This window comes from Marinobacter sp. 1-3A (genome assembly GCF_016597775.1).
GTDB classification, from domain to species: domain Bacteria; phylum Pseudomonadota; class Gammaproteobacteria; order Pseudomonadales; family Oleiphilaceae; genus Marinobacter; species Marinobacter xiaoshiensis.
The window spans coordinates 1-17,462 of the sequence record NZ_VCGZ01000005.1 but is presented as its reverse complement, the minus strand read 5'-3'; the positions used below and the strand labels follow the sequence as shown (position 1 = coordinate 17,462).

Sequence of the window (17,462 nt, the reverse complement as noted above, 5' to 3'; positions counted from 1 at the left end):
ACCCGGCGCCGATCGGGGCGGTGAGCAGGTAGTGAGAGCAAAATCATACTTTTGACTGATCAAAGCAGTGGACAGCGTTAGCTATAGTGCTTACATCACGAGCACTGTGCATGAAGCCTCCAATACATCGTGAATACCAATAATCAGAGCAGCGACTCAGAACAACAATGGAGTAGCCTTCCAATGACAAGAAAAACACACCAATGGCAGCGTTGGACAAAATTACCGCTTGCCGTGGCAGTTGCAGCCGGCTTTTCGGGCCAGGCATCTGCTTACTCGTTCTATATTGGGGATGTGGAAGCCCAGATTAACACCACGCTATCAGCTGGTGTCGGTTGGCGTACCCAGGATCGGGACGTGCGCCTGATTGGCCAAGGTAACCTTGGGCCCAGTTACGCGCCGGGTGGCGTGAATGAAAATATTGGTGCATCAACGAACAACTATGATGATGGCAACCTGAACTTTGAGAAGGGCGACACCTACTCCAAGATCGTAAAAGGAAACAGTGAGCTGTTCCTTGATTACGCCGTTGATAGCCAGTATCTGACCCGTGTCGGTGGCTTGGTGCGTGCTCGTTACTGGTATGATTTCGAGTTGAAGGATGAGGGGCGTGCGACCGACTACGTGGGGCAGCGACGCGAACTCAACAGTGCAGCAAAAGGCAACGCATCGGGCGGTGAGCTTCTCGATGCGTACGTGTTTACCAACTGGTACCTTGGCGATGTTCCCCTGAGTGTGCGTTACGGTAAGCAGGTAGTGAGCTGGGGTGAGAGTACCTTTATCCAGGGCGGTATCAACACCATTAACCCCATTGACGTGCCCGCATTTCGTGCGCCCGGCTCTGAGCTGAAAGATGCTCTCCTGCCTGTTGAAATGTTCTACATGTCTGCCGGTATCACAGAGAACATCACTCTGGAGACTTTCATACAGACAGATTGGGCGCCTGTTCGCCCGGATGACTGCGGCACTTTCTTCTCTACCAACGACTTTACATCTGATGGTTGTGGCCCGGTGCTACTTGCAGGTCAGCTGCCTGATTCCCAAGCCTATGCTCAGGGTTTTATTGCGCCACGCCTGGGTGACGAAGAAGCGGACTCAAAAGATCAGTTCGGTATTGCCATGCGCTGGTATGTCCCGGCGCTGAACGACTCCGAGCTCGGCTTTTATTACATCAAGTACAACAGCCGCCTCCCATATATAAGCGGAACTGTAAATGATGGTAACAGCCCGTTCCCGTCGTACTTTATTGAGTACCCGGAAAACATCGACCTCTATGGTATCAGTATCAACACCAACACCCCGGGTGGCTGGTCGCTTGGTGCTGAATATTCCTACCGCGATAATATGCCGCTGCAGTGGAACGCCTTTGAGCTGATTTACACTGGTTTGCAGAAGCGTGGGCCGAACGGAGAGGTTCTGGGCAAGCTGGAAGATCAGCGCCGCGAGGAGCTGGGAACGCTGACTCCAGGAATGAAAGTGTCCGGTAACGATCGCTTTGGCGTATCTCAGGCACAGTTCACGCTGATCAAGTTCTTTGATCAGATTATGGGTGCCAGCCGTATGTCGTTGATTGCAGAGTTCGGTGCTACGTATGTACACGATTTACCTAGCTTGGATGAGGCACGGTACGGCCGGTCAGGCACCTTTGGTATTGGTACTCTCCCTGTAGCCTCCGGGGATGCCTGTTCCGGCGCCGGTGGTAATCCTGCAGAAAACATCAACACCAACTACTGTAATAATGACGGATTCACTACCGACTTCTCCTGGGGCTACCGCTCCCGTTTGGTGTGGAGCTACCCGAACGTCTTTGCTGGTATCAACCTGTCGCCACAGTTGGCATGGAGTCACGACGTGAAGGGCTACGCCCCCTCGCCTGGCGGCAACTTCAACGAAGGCAACAAGGCGATTGGTCTGTCTGTTGAGGCTGTGTACCAGAACAAGATTACTGGTGAAATCGGTTACACAAACTTTTTCGGTGGCAAACCGTATAACGAGTTGACTGATCGGGATTTCGTGAGTGCCAGCGTTTCCTACTCATTCTAAACCGTCAAAAATTCGTTTAACGAGGTAGTTTAAATGAAACTAAACAAGAAATTACTGGCCTCAGGCATATTGGCTGCGAGTCTCGTTGCAGGGCAGGCTTGGGGTGCGGTTTCGGAAGGTGAAGCGGCCAAGTTGGGTGATTCACTGACACCTATAGGGGCAGAGAAGGCGGGTAATGGTGGCGCGATCCCGGCTTGGGATGGTGGATTAGCAACCCCTCCGGCGAACTACAAGGGTGACGGTATTTATGTAAACCCGTTCCCCGATGAAAAACCTAAGTTCGTCATTGATCAGAGCAACGTTTCCGAGTATGCCGATAAGCTGTCTCCGGGGCAGGTTGCAATGATCAAACAGTATCCGGATTATAAAATGCCGGTTTACGAAACTCATCGCACAGCTGCTTATCCGCAGAATATCATGGATGAAACAGTTAAAAACGCGACCCAGGCTGAGCTGATCAAAAACGGTAACGGGCTTGCGAATTATCAGGATGCTACTCCGTTTCCCATCCCGCAAACCGGGCTGGAAGTGATTTGGAATCACATCACCCGTTATCGCGGAGGCTCAGTGCAGCGTAATATCGGGCAAGCGACGCCAACGGCTAACGGTATGTATTCCATCGTGAAATTTCAGGATGAGATCACTTATCGAAAATATCTGACAGATTACGAGCCAAGCAAAGACCCCAACGTGCTGTTCTACTTCAAGCAGGCTATTACGGCACCGGCACGTCTGGCGGGCAACGTCTTGCTGGTTCACGAGACACTCGATCAGGTAGCCGAGCCGCGTCGTGCCTGGGTATATAACGCTGGGCAGCGACGTGTTCGCCGCGCGCCTCAAGTTGCCTACGATGGACCGGGTACAGCGTCTGATGGCATGCGCACCTCAGACAACCTCGACATGTTTAACGGGGCGCCGGATCGTTATAACTGGGAGCTGGTGGGTAAAAAGGAAATGTACATTCCGTACAACTCCTACAAACTGGTTGATCGTAGCCTGAGCTATGATGATATTATCAAGCCCGGTCACATCAATCAGGAATTGACCCGGTATGAGCTGCACCGTGTCTGGCATGTGCGTGCTACGCTCAAAGAAGGTGAGCGACACATCTATGCGCAACGCGACTTCTACTTTGATGAAGATAGCTGGCAAGCCACAGTGATAGATCACTACGATGGTCGTGGTGAGTTGTGGCGAGTGGCAGAGGCTCACTCCATGCAATTTTACGACGTGAACCTTCCTTGGTATGCCGTTGAAACCTTGTATGATCTTCTGTCTGGTCGTTACCTGGTTCTCGGCCTGACAAACGAGGAGACTAACCCATATCAGTTCGGTGTGGATCGCCAGTCCAGAGATTACACACCTGCGGCTCTTCGCCGTGCAGGTACCCGATAAGGGTAGAGTGTATCTTTCAGAAACGGCGGGCCCCTTGGCCCGCCGTTTTTGTTTCTGCGTTCAAAAACTGCCGCCAGATAGATGTCTTTAACGTCAAAACTTTGCAGCCAGCCCCTCAATTGGTTTAACCTCCGTATAACACTAAAGGCGTATCCGGGGCAGCGTTTGAAATCATTTAATGACGGCTATGCAGCCAATGACGAGTTCCAGTCTGCAAACAGCGGGCTTCAGCGAGGTGAGCTTGTACGGGATTTGCTCAGGCAGAGACTGCAGGCACCGGTTGTGCCGGCGCACTCTTTGGCACGTCCGAATCTCGCGGCACTGGTTTCCGATGCATTAACATCCCGTGGCGTGCTTTTTGTTGACGCCCCATGTGGCTATGGCAAATCCCATACGGTTGCGATGGGCATTCAAGCTGCGGGCATTCCAGAGGAAAACGTTCGTTGGTTGCAGCTGAATAGTCAGGACAACGCGCCGACCCGTTTTCTGGGCTTGTTGTCTGTGGCGCTGGATATACCCGAATCTTGCGAAAGTGGCCTGCAGGGGAGCACTACCTTTCCTGACGTTCTCGCCTTAATGCTTTTAGCGCTCAAAAAAGCACCAGAACAGAAGCGCTTTGTGCTCGTTCTTGATGGTTTGCACCAGATTACGAACCCTGCCGTTATTGCCCTGCTTCAGCAGTTGGTGGCTGATATCCCGTCAAATTATTCGGTGGTTATGCTTTCACGGCAGGCCTTGCCTTATGAAACGCACCCGCTGGAACTTGAAAACCGTTTCACTCGTATCGGAGCGGAAAAGCTCGAATTCAGCCGAAGTGAAACCTTTGAGTTTTTCAAGGAAATATTGAGCGATCAACAGCTGACCAGTGTGGCCATTGATCATCTATATGACTTGACGGAAGGTTGGCCCACACCTCTTGCCCTCTATCGCCGGGATATCCTGCATAGTTCAGAGAGACACTCGGTTTCTGAGACGCCGGGTGTAGAACGTTTTTTGAAGGAGTCCGTGCTGGGCAGTTTGTCGCATGGCCAGTTGAGATCGTTAAGGGCGATTTCAGAACTGGGGCTGTGCTCAGACGAATTGCTTTTGGCCTTGGAGCCACTTATTCCGGGCGGACTGCTGCTTCCATCCGAGGCGTGTGAACGCGGCCTCCCGGTAAAGATCATGTCGGGTTGGGGGCGCTGGTATCGAATCAACCCATTATTGATGGAATGGCTGAAAGCCCCGGTGATGGCGGGCTATACCGACAGAATGCTGGCCGCCAGCCAGTGGTTTAGCTCTCGTAATCAGTTTCCCGAGGCGTTGAAATACTCATTGTTGGCCGGAGATGTAGAAGAGATTATCCGGATCGCCTCTGAAGGTTCTGAAGCTCTTCTACTTGGGCAGGATACCGCCTCATTGCTACGTTTACGTAAGAGCCTTCCAGCGCCCCTTCTTGAGCGCAGCGCGCGGCTAAGGATAGTGTATAGCTGGGTGCATGCCATTGGTGGTCAGTTCAGGCAGGCGAGGTCGCTGCTCGACGGTATGGAGGCGCAGAGTAGCCAGGAATATGAGGCACGGATCTGTGCGCTCAGGGCGTTTATTCTGCGTGGGGAAGGGCAGGTTGCTCCAGCTCTGGAGATGGCCGACAGGGCCTTGTCTGGTGGAGAGTTGTCACCTCAGGGACAGTTGGTCACACAAATGGTTCGGGCCAGTGCGCTTTGCGCATCTGGACGATTCCCGGAAGCGAGGGAGGCGAACCGGGCAGCATCTCGCCTGGCGAGGGAGGCCGGCGACCCGGGGTCAGAGGCTCTCTCAGTATATGCCCACGCCCGAATTGAGCTTGGAAAGGGCGCGCTCAAACATGCTGAGCAGTTGCTTCGAACCGGCCTGGACACGGTTATTCAGGAGCAGGCTCGCCCTGCGCGGATCGGTGAAACAAGGCTGCAGTTGAACCTGGTACTGGTGCTCTGGCACCAAGGACGTGATGCGGAAGCGGATCGCCTGTTGGTAACTTGTGGTCGCCATGCTGAGCAGTCACGGGATCTTGGCTTGCTATTGGCAATGGCCATACGAGTTTTGATGTGCCGGTCTCAAGATCGATTGGAAGATGCTTTCGTATGGATAGGGCGTGCTGAGCGAACTATGCATGCGTGGCATGTGGATGAGTCTCTCTACGTGCCAGTGCTCGAAGCCCTCAAAGCCAGTTGCTGGCTGGCTCAGAATCAACTGGATAGCGTCGCTCAGGCTCTCGCGAGATTGCAGCCATACCGGGATGCCGGCTGCGTGCCGGAACTCTTCCCCATGATGCCAGGGCTACTCGATTGTTTGCAGGTGCGCCTGGATCTTGCCCGGGGCGAAACGGTAAGGGCTCGTGAAACGCTTGCAAGCACCCGCAAGCGTTATGAAGAGGCCATTCCTTGGGGGGTTGATCTCCATATGCGGTTGCTGGAAGCCATTTTGATCAGTGAAGACAAGGGCCCGGCTGCCGCACAAAAAATAATAGCGAATGTGGTGTCCGAAGCCGAAAAAGAGCACTTTATAAGCCCGTTTGCAGAGCTAAAGCTGGAGCTGAGTGAGTTGATGGCAAAGGCATATGGGCAGTTGCCAAGCTCTCCCTTTCGGGATGCGTTAGGACGTCTGTTTGGTATATCCGGCATTGAGCTGCCTGCTTCGCTTGCCGAGCCTATCAGTGATCGAGAGCAGGTGGTGCTGGAGCTGATTGCCAAGGGGTTATCGAATCAGGAGATTGCAGACAAGCTGCATATCTCTCTGCACACCGTGAAAACTCACGCCCGCCGCATAAACGCCAAGCTGGAAGTTCGCTCCCGCACCCAGGCAACAGTTCGCGCCCGGGAGTTGGGTTTGCTGTAATGTGCTTGCTGCATAGCGGCTCAGATGCCGCTATGCTTTTCATTTTTCAGGGTTTCGATAAGGGCATCTTTTTCGGCCCATAGTTCACTTACCCAGCGCTGAAACTCCACCCGGGTTTCCCGATTGCCCTCATAATCCATTCCGAGAAACTGCGGTGGAATCTCCCGAATCCTGATATCAATGATGATTCGTTCGATGCGCCCGGACAGGTAATCCCAAATACCGATGCGCAGCTCACCGGTGCCCGGGTACACGATTGTTACATCCAGCATGGTATGCAGCATTTCACCCATGGCGCCCAGAACAAAGGCTGTGCCGCCAGCACGGGGTTTGAGAAGGTGCTTGTAGGGAGAATTCTGGCGTTCATGCTTGGCAGGCGTAAAACGGGTGCCTTCCATAAAATTGAAAATGGTTACCGGTGTATAACGGAACTTCTCGCACGCTGCCTCAGTAGCCGCAATATCTTTCCCCTTCAGCTCAGGATTCTTGGCAATTTGCTCTTTCGTGTGCCTGTGCATGAACGGGAAGTCCAATGCCCACCAGGCAATGCCCAGCAGCGGCACCCAAATAAGCTCTTTTTTCAAAAAGAACTTGAGAAGTGGAATCCTGCTATTGAGCACGTACTGAATGGCCGGTATATCGGCCCAACTCTGGTGGTTGCAGGTAACAAAGTACCAGTGTTTCTGGCTGAGATGCTGCGCGCCCCGTATATCCCACTCAATCTTGTGCAGACTATCCATCACCAGATTGTTGAAGCCAATCCAAACCCGGGCAATGGTGTTGAGAACGACCGTGCAGCCCTTACGAATGGGGGTTATGGGAAGCACCAGTTTCAGTAGTGCAAACAGCATCAGGAAGGGGAAAAGTATAAGAGTGCTCAGCACTACAAGAAGAGCCGCCAAGGTTCCCTTTAGCGGCGCAGGTAGAAAATAAAACATTCGGAAACGTCTCTGTTTGTCAGAAGGTTCGTGGTGTTTAGCCCTCGGCCGACAAGCCAGTGCCTTGGCCGGGCAGTAATGTTTTCTCGGTGCTTGCTGAGGCAAGAACCTTCAGGTGCGATGGGCTGCGGTCGCTCAGAATTTTACGGAATTCGCTATCGTAAAACTCTAGATTGTTATAACGGATCATCGAGCGTATTTCATCAACATATTCCTCGCCACGTTCGGAATAACTGATGAGCCCTCGGGCAAGGGCAAGCCCTGAGAGAGGATCGCCCGCTTCCCGGTCATCAAGGCGGGTGTCACGAAGCCCTTTGTAGCTCCCATGTCGGTTCAGGTTCTGGATATAAGCCCGAACCGAATGGTAGGGCGAGGCGAAGGTTGCCACCTCATGGTTGGCGCCCTCAGCGCGACTCAGTGGCACAAGGCCGCAGCCTTTGGAAAAGCACCACTGGCCAAACAGATTATTACCGCGCAAAGCGAAGCGTGAAGTGCCCCAAGCAGATTCATTGGCAGCCTGTGCGAGAATCAGGGAAGGCGGGATAACATCCAGACGTTTTCTGAGCAGGGCAAATTGCTCAGGGCTGCCGGGCTCTTCGTCCACGCGTAACCGCATAGCCTGGGCTGCGAGCCAGGCATGTTCCTTCTCGGACAAGACATTTTTCTGGGAGAGGCTATCGAGATAATCCCGTTCAATGAGGATGCGGGAATTGGCAAGTACTATACGAGGATAGAGAAATGAAAAGAAAGCGACTTTCTTTTCAGTGGTATCACTATAGCCGGAAAAGTCCGGTAGATCTGCGCGTGCCCACTCAGGCAGGGGGGGGAGCGAACTGAGTGCAGGTTCGGAGCCAGAATTGTCACTACTGACTGAAGTGTCCGGGGGGGAGTGCATACCTCCCGCGATGGCAAAAGCCACCATGGGAATAGCCAGCATTAGAGAGCGCATTGCGGGAAACATAAAACCTCTCGTCACAATCTGTTTTTATGCCCGTTAAGCGTATACGCAGCGAGCTATGTGTGCACAATTATAACAGGTTGTACGAGCAGGGTTATCCGTCGGTTCATGGCAGCTTGGTTGCGAGCAGGAGGCCGCGACGCTCTTCTCCGTTGAGATTGCTTTGATACAGCAAGAAAAACTGGTTCTGATCGGCCGTTACAAAGCCTTTGAGAGACAGGCCTCCTGCGCTGAAACTCACTTGCCCGTTACCACCATCGGCATAGGTCAGCAGGGGCGTAGTCAGGTGGACAGCTGCCGGTGTTGAGATAGTTTCGCTGTCCACGGAGTGCAGCACTTCAAAGGTATTGCTGCTCAGGCTTGCAGTGCTGCCAGAAAGCTCCAGGGTGCCATTATCCAGATGAATCAGCCTGTTGAAGCCATCCTCCATGCCCATCATAAAGCCTTGAACCCTATAGCGTCCTGAGGTTGGGGCAGCAGAAGAGGCCTTCTCTGCCGCAATGAGCAGGCCATCGCCAATGACCGCGCCACCGGACGAAGCGGCGTTAGCCAGGTTAAACGCCAGTAAAGAACCATCGGGCACGCTAGCACCGACACCCAGATCTGGTTCGCCAAAGGCGCCCGCGGGATTGTTAACATCAAGATTAAGCCGGCCAATGTTCTTGTCACCGGTGCTTAATCGCGCGGTGCGGGAGCTGAGTACCCAGTTGTCAGAGCGGGTGCCGGTGCTGCCCGCCACTACCGCGCCGGAGCTGTCACGGTTCAGGGTGGTATAGTTCTGAGACTGGGTAATGGTGCTGGCATTCGAGCCCCCACTCATTTGCCAAGTGCCAGTTCCCGATTCAATCTGCAACGGTGATGCAGAGCCTGCCGAAAATCGGGTTGCCAGATAGAGCATGTTATAACCACGATTGTTCAGAACACTTACATCAAAGCCTTCTTTCCTCAGGAGGTTCAGCTCAAGCGCTGAAACATAATGGGCCTCCAACTCATCCTTTCGCGCAAGCTTGCCTTGCTCAGACTCAAGCTTAATGGCTTTGCCAGCGCTGAAGTAACCAGCCAGCGCGCGGTCAGGGCCTGTGTTCGTGCCGCTAGCGGCGCCGACATAGGCGTCCATATAGTAGGGGTTGCGAGTCCAGCCAATGATTCTGGAGCTGTTGCGGCCGGTTATGCTCTGATAAAGCGCGCGAATGGCCAGCAATCGAGTATCACTGTCCAATGTGGCGCCACCGGGGGAGGACGAATGAGTGTTCAAGTCCCAGGTTTCAGAGCCCCGCTCAAAGAAAGAATTGCCTTGCTGATGGATCAGCGTTTTCCTGTCATAGGGAATTTGCGCTGCAAGAGAGGTGATCTTGATGCCAATGAAATCGAGGCTTGCGAGCGTTGACCCCGGGTAACTATAGGTTGCAGGACTGGTAGGCTCTTCCCTTCCCATGCGAATGCCCCACTGGCCAGAGCCAGCCAAGCTGCTTTCCAGGAATGTTTGCCCCAGCTCCAGACCCATGAAAACCGAGTTGTAATCCGCTGAGCTTGCTGAAATCTCACCTACGGATTGATCATCCAGAAGCGGGTACTTCGCCGCTGAGGCAATATAACTTACGAAGTCTGCCCGTTGGGAGAGAAGATCCAACGCGCTTGCGATGTTGGCCCCGGTGGGAATATCTATTTCGAAGTCGTGAACCTGGTCGGCCAGAGCTGGCCAAACGAGTTTGTTGAGGCACAGAGTGTTGCTGGCGTCATCGGCACAGTCCAGAAGGTGCTGAAATTCCCCGGAAGAATAATTTGGAAGCGTGTTGAGCAACAGGTACTCGGAGAAGGGATTAATCTTGATATCACGATCGTCATCAGCGGCCAGTGATCGCAGTCTGGTGTTGCCATACTGCGCTTCAATAACGACGTCTGGCGAGAGAGGCTGCCCGTTCTCGAACTTGATAATGGTATAGCCTTCATCATCCTTACGGGTACTATACGCTGCGGAGCGAATATCCGTGAGGTTTCTGTCGATCTGGTACGCGCGAACGCTATCCGGCTGAACAATCCGCAGGTTGCGCCGTGTTGGCTCGCCGTCTGGCGCGAGGCTTCCGGGAAGCTCCATGGTGATACGAACTTCCCCGTAACCGAGCCCGCTGCTGTTATTGGAGTCACCGGTACTGCCCGGGCTGAAATCATTTGCCGGGTTTTTCACAGCAGCAAAGGAATTTGGCTTGTTACGGGCTCCATCTATTGCAGACTCACCGCCGCAGGCGGCTATTAGCGTCACCGCAGAAACAAGAAGAATTCCCAGTGTCAGTCGCATATCTGGCTGCCCATGCTATAGCTGTATTGGAGTTGTTGGCGATATCTGTGACATCGAAAACGCCGATAATCAGTGTAGCAGTGCAGTGGAAGGGAAAGCGTGAGGGGGGGCACGAAACAGGCGCCCGGAGACAGGCGCCTGTTGCAGATAGCGGGATAGTTTTAGAAGAAGATCTTCATGCCAACCAGAACGCCTTCGTCCAGGTTGATGTCGCCTCGGTATGGCGCGTCCAGCTCGGTGTTGAGGTAGCGGTAACCAGCAAACAGCTCCGCGTTGCGGATAACACGATAGTTGGCACGCAGCTCCAGACTGGTCATCTCTTCCGAGTCACCAAATGAAAGAATTCGCGGAGCGTAGTGCAAACCACCGGTGAACGACAGGCCAGGAGCATCAGGAATGTTCACGGTGGCAAAACCACCCAGGCCTACTGCGCCACCGTCAAGGCGGTCGTCATCCCAGCCGATTGCGCGTAATCCGATACCCGCGGTTGTAGGCAGGTTACCCAGTGCAGTGCGGCCCTGGGCGTGAAAATCCACGTTGCCAATATGGCGGCTGCCTTCGTGGTAGGTATAACCGGCACCCAGCTGAATATCGTTATTATTTCCGAAAAAGTTAACCTGCCCTTTCACGGAATCGTTAGTCAGGCTCAGATCCATATCGGCTGCCAGCACTGGAGCAGCGAACAGAGACAGAGCCAACATGGAAATACGGGATACTTTCATTCTTTTACCTTCTGGATTGCGGTGCGAGTAATAGGTGCGAATGGTAACGGGCTACCTGCCGTACCACAACTTACAAGCATGTAAGAGGGTAGATAGAAACGCGATAGCTTATCTGAGCGAATCAGTGGCGTGTTGTTTCGCCGCCCTGGTCAAGATCGTCGGGTGACGCCGTTTCTGCCGGCACCCGGTATTCCTCATTGGCCCAAGCACCAAAATCGATCAACTTGCAGCGCTCTGAGCAGAATGGGCGCCAGGGGCTGGCTTCTGTCCATTCAACGGATTTTTTACAGGTGGGGCAGTTTACGTTCATGTTTTTGGACCTCCATGGGCATATTGTTCCAGTACTGCCCGCAACATTTCAATGTTGACAGGCTTTGCAACAAAAGAATCCATGCCTGCACGGCGGCAACGCTCTTCATCTTCTTCCATTGCGCTGGCAGTGAGTGCCACTACTGGTACACGACTGCGTTTATGGGTCGTCTCCCATACTCGCAGGCGCCGGGTGGCTTCAAAACCGTCGACATTAGGCATTATGCAATCCATGAAAATGAGATCGAATGGATGCCACTGCCAAAGGCTGGATGCTGCTTCGCCGTCGTTGGCTGTCATTACATCGCAGCCTAATTTCTCCAGAAGCCTGCGGGTCAGCGTGCGGTTGACCGGGTTATCCTCTACGAGCAGAACCTTCATGCTGCGGGACCAAAGCTCACGGCGTTTTTCAGTGTCGCCGCTAGCCTGCAGGGAAAAACGGGTGAGGAAGGGCCGCTCATCCTTGGCAGAATCCTCAAAAATCTGGTTAAGAATTGGTGTGAGGCAGGACTCTCTTAAGGATTTACTGAGAAAAGCATCTGCCCCGGCCTGCCGGAAGTGTTCGGCATCGCCCCGTTGAGGGTTTGAGGACAGAATGAGAAGACGCATGTCAGACCAGAGCGCATTGCCTCGAATTTGCCGGCATAACAAATCGCTGTCCATGTCTGGCAAAAAGCCATCCAGAATAATGGCATCAAAAGGCTCCTGGCTATCGAATGCCAAACGCAATGAAGTCAGGGCTTCCCCAGCAGATTTTACAGCCTCGATGTGGACCTCGTGGCGCGATAGCATCTCAAGCGTGATCTTGCGGGACAGCTCATAGGAGTCCGCCACCAGCACCCGCTTTCCCTTAACCATGCGTGCATCCGGGCGCACCCTGGACGTGCTTTCGGGAGCGGCAGGAAGGGACAGTTCAACCCAGAAAGTAGAGCCTTCACCAGGCCGGCTTTCCACATCCAGAGAGCCTTCCATTAAAGTGACAAGTTGGCGGCAAATTGTCAGTCCCAACCCGGCACCTGGCAGTTGGCGCTGGAATCGCTGGCCAAGCTGAACATAGGGTTCGTAGACCAGTGGAAGATCTTCCGGGTTGATGCCAATGCCGGTATCTTCCACTGCCAGACGCAAGCGAACCTTGTCTTCTCGACGACCAAGAACCTCAATGCTGATCAGCACATGGCCTGAATCTGTAAACTTGATGGCGTTGGATACCAGATTTAACAGCACTTGCCGAATGCGCGCCGGGTCGCCGCGCAGAGCCCAGGGCAGCTCTTCATCAATGCGCAATTCCAGGGCCAGCCCTTTCTCCCGGGCGCGTTCGCCAAGCATGTGCACCAGGTCGTTCAGAGTTTCCCGCAGATCAAAGGGAATGTCTTCAAGCTCCAGCTTCTGAGCCTCCATGCTGGAGATATCCAGAAGGTCATTGATGATGGATGAGAGGCCTTCTGAAGCGCTGAGCAGCGTTTGCACGTATTCCCGCTGCTCCTGATCCAATGGTGTGTCGGTAAGCAGGTTGGCGTAGCCAAGCACCGACTGCAGAGGCGTTCGCAGTTCATGGCTTACATTGGCCAGAAACTGGTTTTTTGCCCGGTTGGCCCGAATTGCTTCATCTCGCTCACTCTGAGACTGGATGGTGGATTGCCGGAGTGAGCGGGTATCTTCCAGAATTTGCAGACGCATCTTGTTCAATGCGAATTCGAGCTCCGACAGTTCATCCGGGTTCCTGCGTGCTTTGCGTTTGAGGTGCAGGGGGTCTACTAATGCATCCAGATTAAGCCGCGCTGCGTAGTCCGCCATGGTTTCCAAATGGCGGGAAAGCGTAAAACGAACGATCACCATCAGTCCAAGGGTGCCCAGCATCACCACGATCGATTGAAACAGCAGATTTATCAGGGCGCTGTTTCGAAGCTCTGAATAGACCTGTTCGACGGACGAAGTGATGGTCAGGGTGCCCATGTCTTCCGAACCCCGGTAGGTAGAGCGGTTAAAGACCAGAGGGAAAGTTTGTGAAATTACCCGGCCCTCAGGATAGCTGCCGGTGGTGAACTGCTCTCCGGTAGAGGTCACAACCCTGGCGTAGTGAATTGCTTCCACCGCCCGCATATCGTCCAGGCTGTTGGCAACCTCGCTGAAATTCATCAGCCAGATATTGTTGCTCATGCCCCCGGAGACCAGACCTGCGGCCCGCTTTTGCGTTTCTTGCAGGTCTGATTTTCGGCGCTCAAACTCACCAATCATTTGTGCGCCGGTAGCAACCAGAGAAATAACAAAGCTGAACAGCAACACATACACGAGCAGCCGCATTGCGAGCGGCCGAATACCCACGCGCGTGAAAAACCGTTTTGAAGGCAAGGCACAAATTCCCTGTGTCGACTACAAAATTATGTGCAGAAGTTTAACAGACAGTCAGCACTTCAACACGCTTCCATGAATTGGCATTCACAAACCGGAATCGAACGTTCAGATCATAGAGGTGCGCACCGTAAATACGCTCCTCATCGCGGCCTCTGCGAAAAGAGGGACGAGGGTCGTAGCTAACCACATCGTTAATCAGCAGTTTCAGATCCGGATACTGCTCTGCCGACAGGTTCGCCAACTGTTTTTCAGCTTCTGGCAGGAATATAACGTCCAGTTGCTCAGTGGGTGCTGTTTCAGCCCAGCCGAGGCCGGCTTCCGGAACCGAGTCGGCAAAGGGCAGGTATGGCTTTATATCCAGAATTGGCGTGCCTTCAATCAGGTCGTGGTCACTTATCTGCAGCGCCAATCGGCCATCCTTGTGCACTAACCCCTCGTTACGCACTACCGAGAGCCCCAGACTGTTTGGCCGGAAAGGCGAGCGACTGGCAAATACCCCCACCTTTCGGTTACCACCCAGGCGAGGGGGTCGAACTACGGGTCGCCACTCTGCACGCACGGCTTCGTGAAACTGAAAGATAAGCCAAAGATGGCTGGCGGTCTCCAGGCCCCGGAAGGCATCTTCTCGGTCATAGGGCGCCTGGATAATCAGGTCAGCTCTGGCGTATCGCGTCAGCCCCGGCTGACGGGGGACACCGAATTTGTCTTTGAAGCAGGAGCGAGTGATGGCAACAGGGGTGAGTGCCAGTGCATCTTGGGCGGGTATGGCGTGGTGTCTGGGCATAGGGCCTAGTTCATGAAGTCTGGATTGATGCTGCCGGTAAAGTACATTTCCACCCGGAAAAGAATGGAGCCTTGATCTTTAAAGTTCTTCTCCCGCGGAAAGGTTAGCGCGGGGATGAGATCTGCAAACAGCCAGTCGCTGTGGAGTCGGTAGCGCCAGGTGAGATCGGCAAAGGCGGAGGTCGTGCGCCAGTTTGGCTGGCTCTCGCCAAGTACGCCTACCCGCGGAGTGAGTATTGAGCGGCTGTTGATCCGTTTGCTGGTACTGAATGTTTGGCCGGCTACAAATTTACGGTCGCTGTGAACCCACTCCAGCTCAGAGGATGACCAGAACCGCCACCCCATGCCTAAATTCCGACTTGCACCAAGCCAGGAGCGAGCGCCCCAGCCATCCTGGTGGTAATAGTAAAACCGCTGCTGGGCCCTTAGCCCCCAATCGTCACCCGCCTGCCAATATTTCTCTGCCGTTGCTCGCCAGAAAGCATCAGGCGGGAAGCGTAGCCGCACACCCACATCGTTTGACAGGTTGATGGATTCCCCAATCTGGGACAAATACCGAAGGGCCCCTGTGCTGGTGCCTGAGGTGCGTTCTGTTGCTGTGAGCTGGCGGTCGCGCTGGCGCTCTTCGAGTGGAATCAGTTCATCGCTTTCGCTTTCGATGACAAGGCGCAGTTTGCGCTTGGTGGTCGGAACATCCAACCGGAACCTAACTTCTGGCTCAAACTGAAACACATTGCCATATTCAGATTCGGTGGCAATGCCAATGCGCAAGTAGCTGTCGTTTAAAGGCAACCTGCTGGGTTCACCGGAAAGGGTTCGGTCTGCCCACTGCCCAAAAGCCTGAACTTTGGGGCTCTGAAGGCGCTCCTGGCGTAAAATAAAGTTGCTGAAATCCAGCCAGTAGGAATCCAGCGGTTCAGCCCAACGCTCATCCGAGTTAAATGTGTAAAAAGACAGAGGTAGCTTTTCCGACGACAGGATATCTGTAATGGCGTGCTCGTGCGCTTCAAGCGTATCTTCGATACCACTCGCGCTTGTGCTGTACAGGACGGTATGCGTGGCGAATAACCAAGTAAATACCAAGCCGCGGCATTCAACCAAAGTCCACCATGAACGACTCATGTAATGCCCGAACCTCGGCTGCAATGCTGTTTAAAGGCTGGTTATTATCAATTACTGCATCTGCGCGGGCAAGCCGCTGTTCACGTGGCATCTGAGCGGCAATAATGCGCTCCACCTGCTGTCGGGAGTTGGTGTCCCGCCCCATGGTGCGCTCTATCTGAACCTCTACCGGTACATCCACTACCAGTACCTGCTCCACCAGTTGATGTTGGTCGGTTTCCAGCAGTAAGGGCGACACCAGCAGAACATAGGGCAGACTGTAGTTCTGCGGGTTGTTGAGTTGGTGAATCAGCTCTTCACGAATAATCGGGTGTAGCAGGTTTTCCAGCCAGATGCGCTGCTCGGGCTGCTCGAACACAATGTGCCGAAGGCGTGCCCGGTCCAAAGCCCCATCATCGGTGAGAATATCTTCCCCGAAGTGATCGGCGATTGCCGCCAGCGCGGGGGTTCCCGGTTCAACCACTTCCCGTGCCACATCATCTGCATCCACCCAGTGTACGCCCAGGTTTCCAAACTGCCGCGCAACTGTGGATTTGCCGGAGCCAATACCACCTGTTAACCCTAAAATAACCATGCGATCAGTCAAGCTCGTTAAACCCCCAGCAATTGATACCAGAATTGCTGAATCTCAGTGCCAAACCACAAACACAACAGGCCTGCCGCGGCAAGGTATGGGCCAAACGGAATCGGTACTTCGCGCCCGTGTTTTTTAAAGACCATCAAACTGATGCCTACTACAGCACCAACAGCTGACGATAGCAGAATGACTGCCGGTAGCAGCTCCCACCCCAGCCAAGCACCTAGAGCTGCTAGCAGCTTGAAATCCCCGTGGCCCATGCCTTCCTTGCCCGTAGCCAGCTTGAACAACCAATACACAGACCACAAAGAAAGATAACCAACAACCGCCCCAAGAAACGCACTGTTAAAATCCCCCAGATACCCGAAATAACTCAACATCAACCCGAGCCACATCAAGGGCAGGGTAATGCTGTCTGGCAATAGCTGAGTGTCGAAATCGATTACGGTAAGCGCAATCAGCGCCCAAACCAGCAGGAGCGCCAACAAGGTTGATTCCGAAGGGCCACCGATCACTACAGTGATCACCGAAAACAAGGCAGTGACCGCTTCTATGATCGGGTAACGGGCCGAAATGTGCGTCTTACACCCACTGCACTTGCCGCCAAGAAGCAGGTAGCTGATAACGGGGATGTTCTCCCAGGCACGAATCCTGTGCCCGCAGGAAGGGCAGGTGGAGGCAGGGCGGGAGAGCGTTACCGGCTCTTCCTGCTTGCGCTCGCCTTCTGGAACCTCAAGAAATGCCTCGCACTGACAGCGCCATTCCTGATGCATCATTTTTGGCAGGCGAAGGATTACTACATTCAGGAAGCTGCCGATGCAGAGGGAAACGAGTGTAACGGAGAGGTACAGAAACCAGGGCGTTGAGAGAAATATATCAAGTGTAGCCATTCAAAACTCTAGTGTGTTGTTTTAACTCCCCTCTCCCCTCGCGGGAGAGGGGCCGGGGGAGAGGGGCCAATTAACCCACAACCTGCCCCATCTGAAATATCGGCGAGGCTGTAAACCAAATTGTGTAACTGCCCACGACTGAGTAACCTTTTCAAAAGGATACCATCGTGGGTACGCAATTGGACCAAGAAAAACTCAAAGCTATGGCCGCCGAGCTGGCCAAG

The 17,462-nt window shown here is 53.8% G+C and carries 13 protein-coding genes; 3 read left to right on the top strand and 10 right to left on the bottom strand.

Going from position 1 to position 17,462, the window contains the following annotated elements; all coding sequences use genetic code 11:
- Window positions 1-183 precede the first annotated feature (183 nt).
- The 3 genes from FE848_RS09130 (at window position 184) to FE848_RS09120 (ending at window position 6,291) form a co-directional block, all read left to right on the top strand.
- On the top strand, window positions 184-2,043 hold the full coding sequence (locus FE848_RS09130) for a DUF1302 domain-containing protein (protein ID WP_200202496.1): 1,860 nt from the start codon (window positions 184-186) through the stop codon (window positions 2,041-2,043).
- Between the two features lie 33 nt (window positions 2,044-2,076).
- Window positions 2,077-3,438 carry a DUF1329 domain-containing protein gene (locus tag FE848_RS09125; RefSeq protein ID WP_200202495.1) on the top strand — a complete coding sequence of 454 codons (1,362 nt, stop codon included), beginning with the start codon at window positions 2,077-2,079 and terminating at the stop codon, window positions 3,436-3,438.
- Between the two features lie 165 nt (window positions 3,439-3,603).
- A complete protein-coding gene (locus FE848_RS09120; RefSeq protein WP_200202494.1) occupies window positions 3,604-6,291 on the top strand; it encodes a LuxR C-terminal-related transcriptional regulator in 2,688 nt (895 codons plus the stop codon).
- A 20-nt stretch (window positions 6,292-6,311) separates the two neighbouring features.
- Here FE848_RS09120 and FE848_RS09115 read toward each other — a convergent pair whose 3' ends face one another.
- From FE848_RS09115 to FE848_RS09070, 10 genes are all read right to left on the bottom strand, one after another.
- Window positions 6,312-7,229 carry an acyltransferase gene (locus FE848_RS09115; protein ID WP_200202493.1) on the bottom strand — a complete coding sequence of 306 codons (918 nt, stop codon included), beginning with the start codon at window positions 7,227-7,229 and terminating at the stop codon, window positions 6,312-6,314.
- Between the two features lie 37 nt (window positions 7,230-7,266).
- Complete coding sequence (locus FE848_RS09110) at window positions 7,267-8,190, bottom strand: glucosaminidase domain-containing protein (protein ID WP_200202492.1); 924 nt, start codon at window positions 8,188-8,190, stop codon at window positions 7,267-7,269.
- Window positions 8,191-8,293: 103 nt separating this feature from the next.
- Window positions 8,294-10,483 carry a hypothetical protein gene (locus FE848_RS09105; RefSeq protein WP_200202491.1) on the bottom strand — a complete coding sequence of 730 codons (2,190 nt, stop codon included), beginning with the start codon at window positions 10,481-10,483 and terminating at the stop codon, window positions 8,294-8,296.
- Between the two features lie 161 nt (window positions 10,484-10,644).
- Window positions 10,645-11,205, bottom strand: a complete 561-nt coding sequence (locus FE848_RS09100) for a YfaZ family outer membrane protein (protein WP_200202490.1) — start codon at window positions 11,203-11,205, stop codon at window positions 10,645-10,647.
- 121 nt (window positions 11,206-11,326) lie between these two features.
- A complete protein-coding gene (yacG, locus tag FE848_RS09095; RefSeq protein WP_200202489.1) occupies window positions 11,327-11,515 on the bottom strand; it encodes a DNA gyrase inhibitor YacG in 189 nt (62 codons plus the stop codon).
- Complete coding sequence (locus FE848_RS09090; protein WP_200202488.1) at window positions 11,512-13,863, bottom strand: response regulator; 2,352 nt, start codon at window positions 13,861-13,863, stop codon at window positions 11,512-11,514. Before FE848_RS09090 ends, yacG begins: the two co-directional genes overlap by 4 nt.
- A 43-nt stretch (window positions 13,864-13,906) precedes the next feature.
- Window positions 13,907-14,650: a tRNA (N6-threonylcarbamoyladenosine(37)-N6)-methyltransferase TrmO gene (gene tsaA / locus FE848_RS09085; protein ID WP_200202487.1), complete on the bottom strand. Its 744-nt coding sequence runs from the start codon at window positions 14,648-14,650 to the stop codon at window positions 13,907-13,909.
- Between the two features lie 5 nt (window positions 14,651-14,655).
- Window positions 14,656-15,771: a hypothetical protein gene (locus FE848_RS09080; RefSeq protein ID WP_227715270.1), complete on the bottom strand. Its 1,116-nt coding sequence runs from the start codon at window positions 15,769-15,771 to the stop codon at window positions 14,656-14,658.
- A complete protein-coding gene (gene coaE / locus FE848_RS09075; RefSeq protein ID WP_200202772.1) occupies window positions 15,743-16,345 on the bottom strand; it encodes a dephospho-CoA kinase in 603 nt (200 codons plus the stop codon). Before coaE ends, FE848_RS09080 begins: the two co-directional genes overlap by 29 nt.
- 17 nt (window positions 16,346-16,362) lie before the next feature.
- Window positions 16,363-17,238 (bottom strand): prepilin peptidase, encoded by an 876-nt coding sequence (locus tag FE848_RS09070; protein WP_200202486.1) that lies wholly within the window; start codon window positions 17,236-17,238, stop codon window positions 16,363-16,365.
- Window positions 17,239-17,462 lie beyond the last annotated feature (224 nt).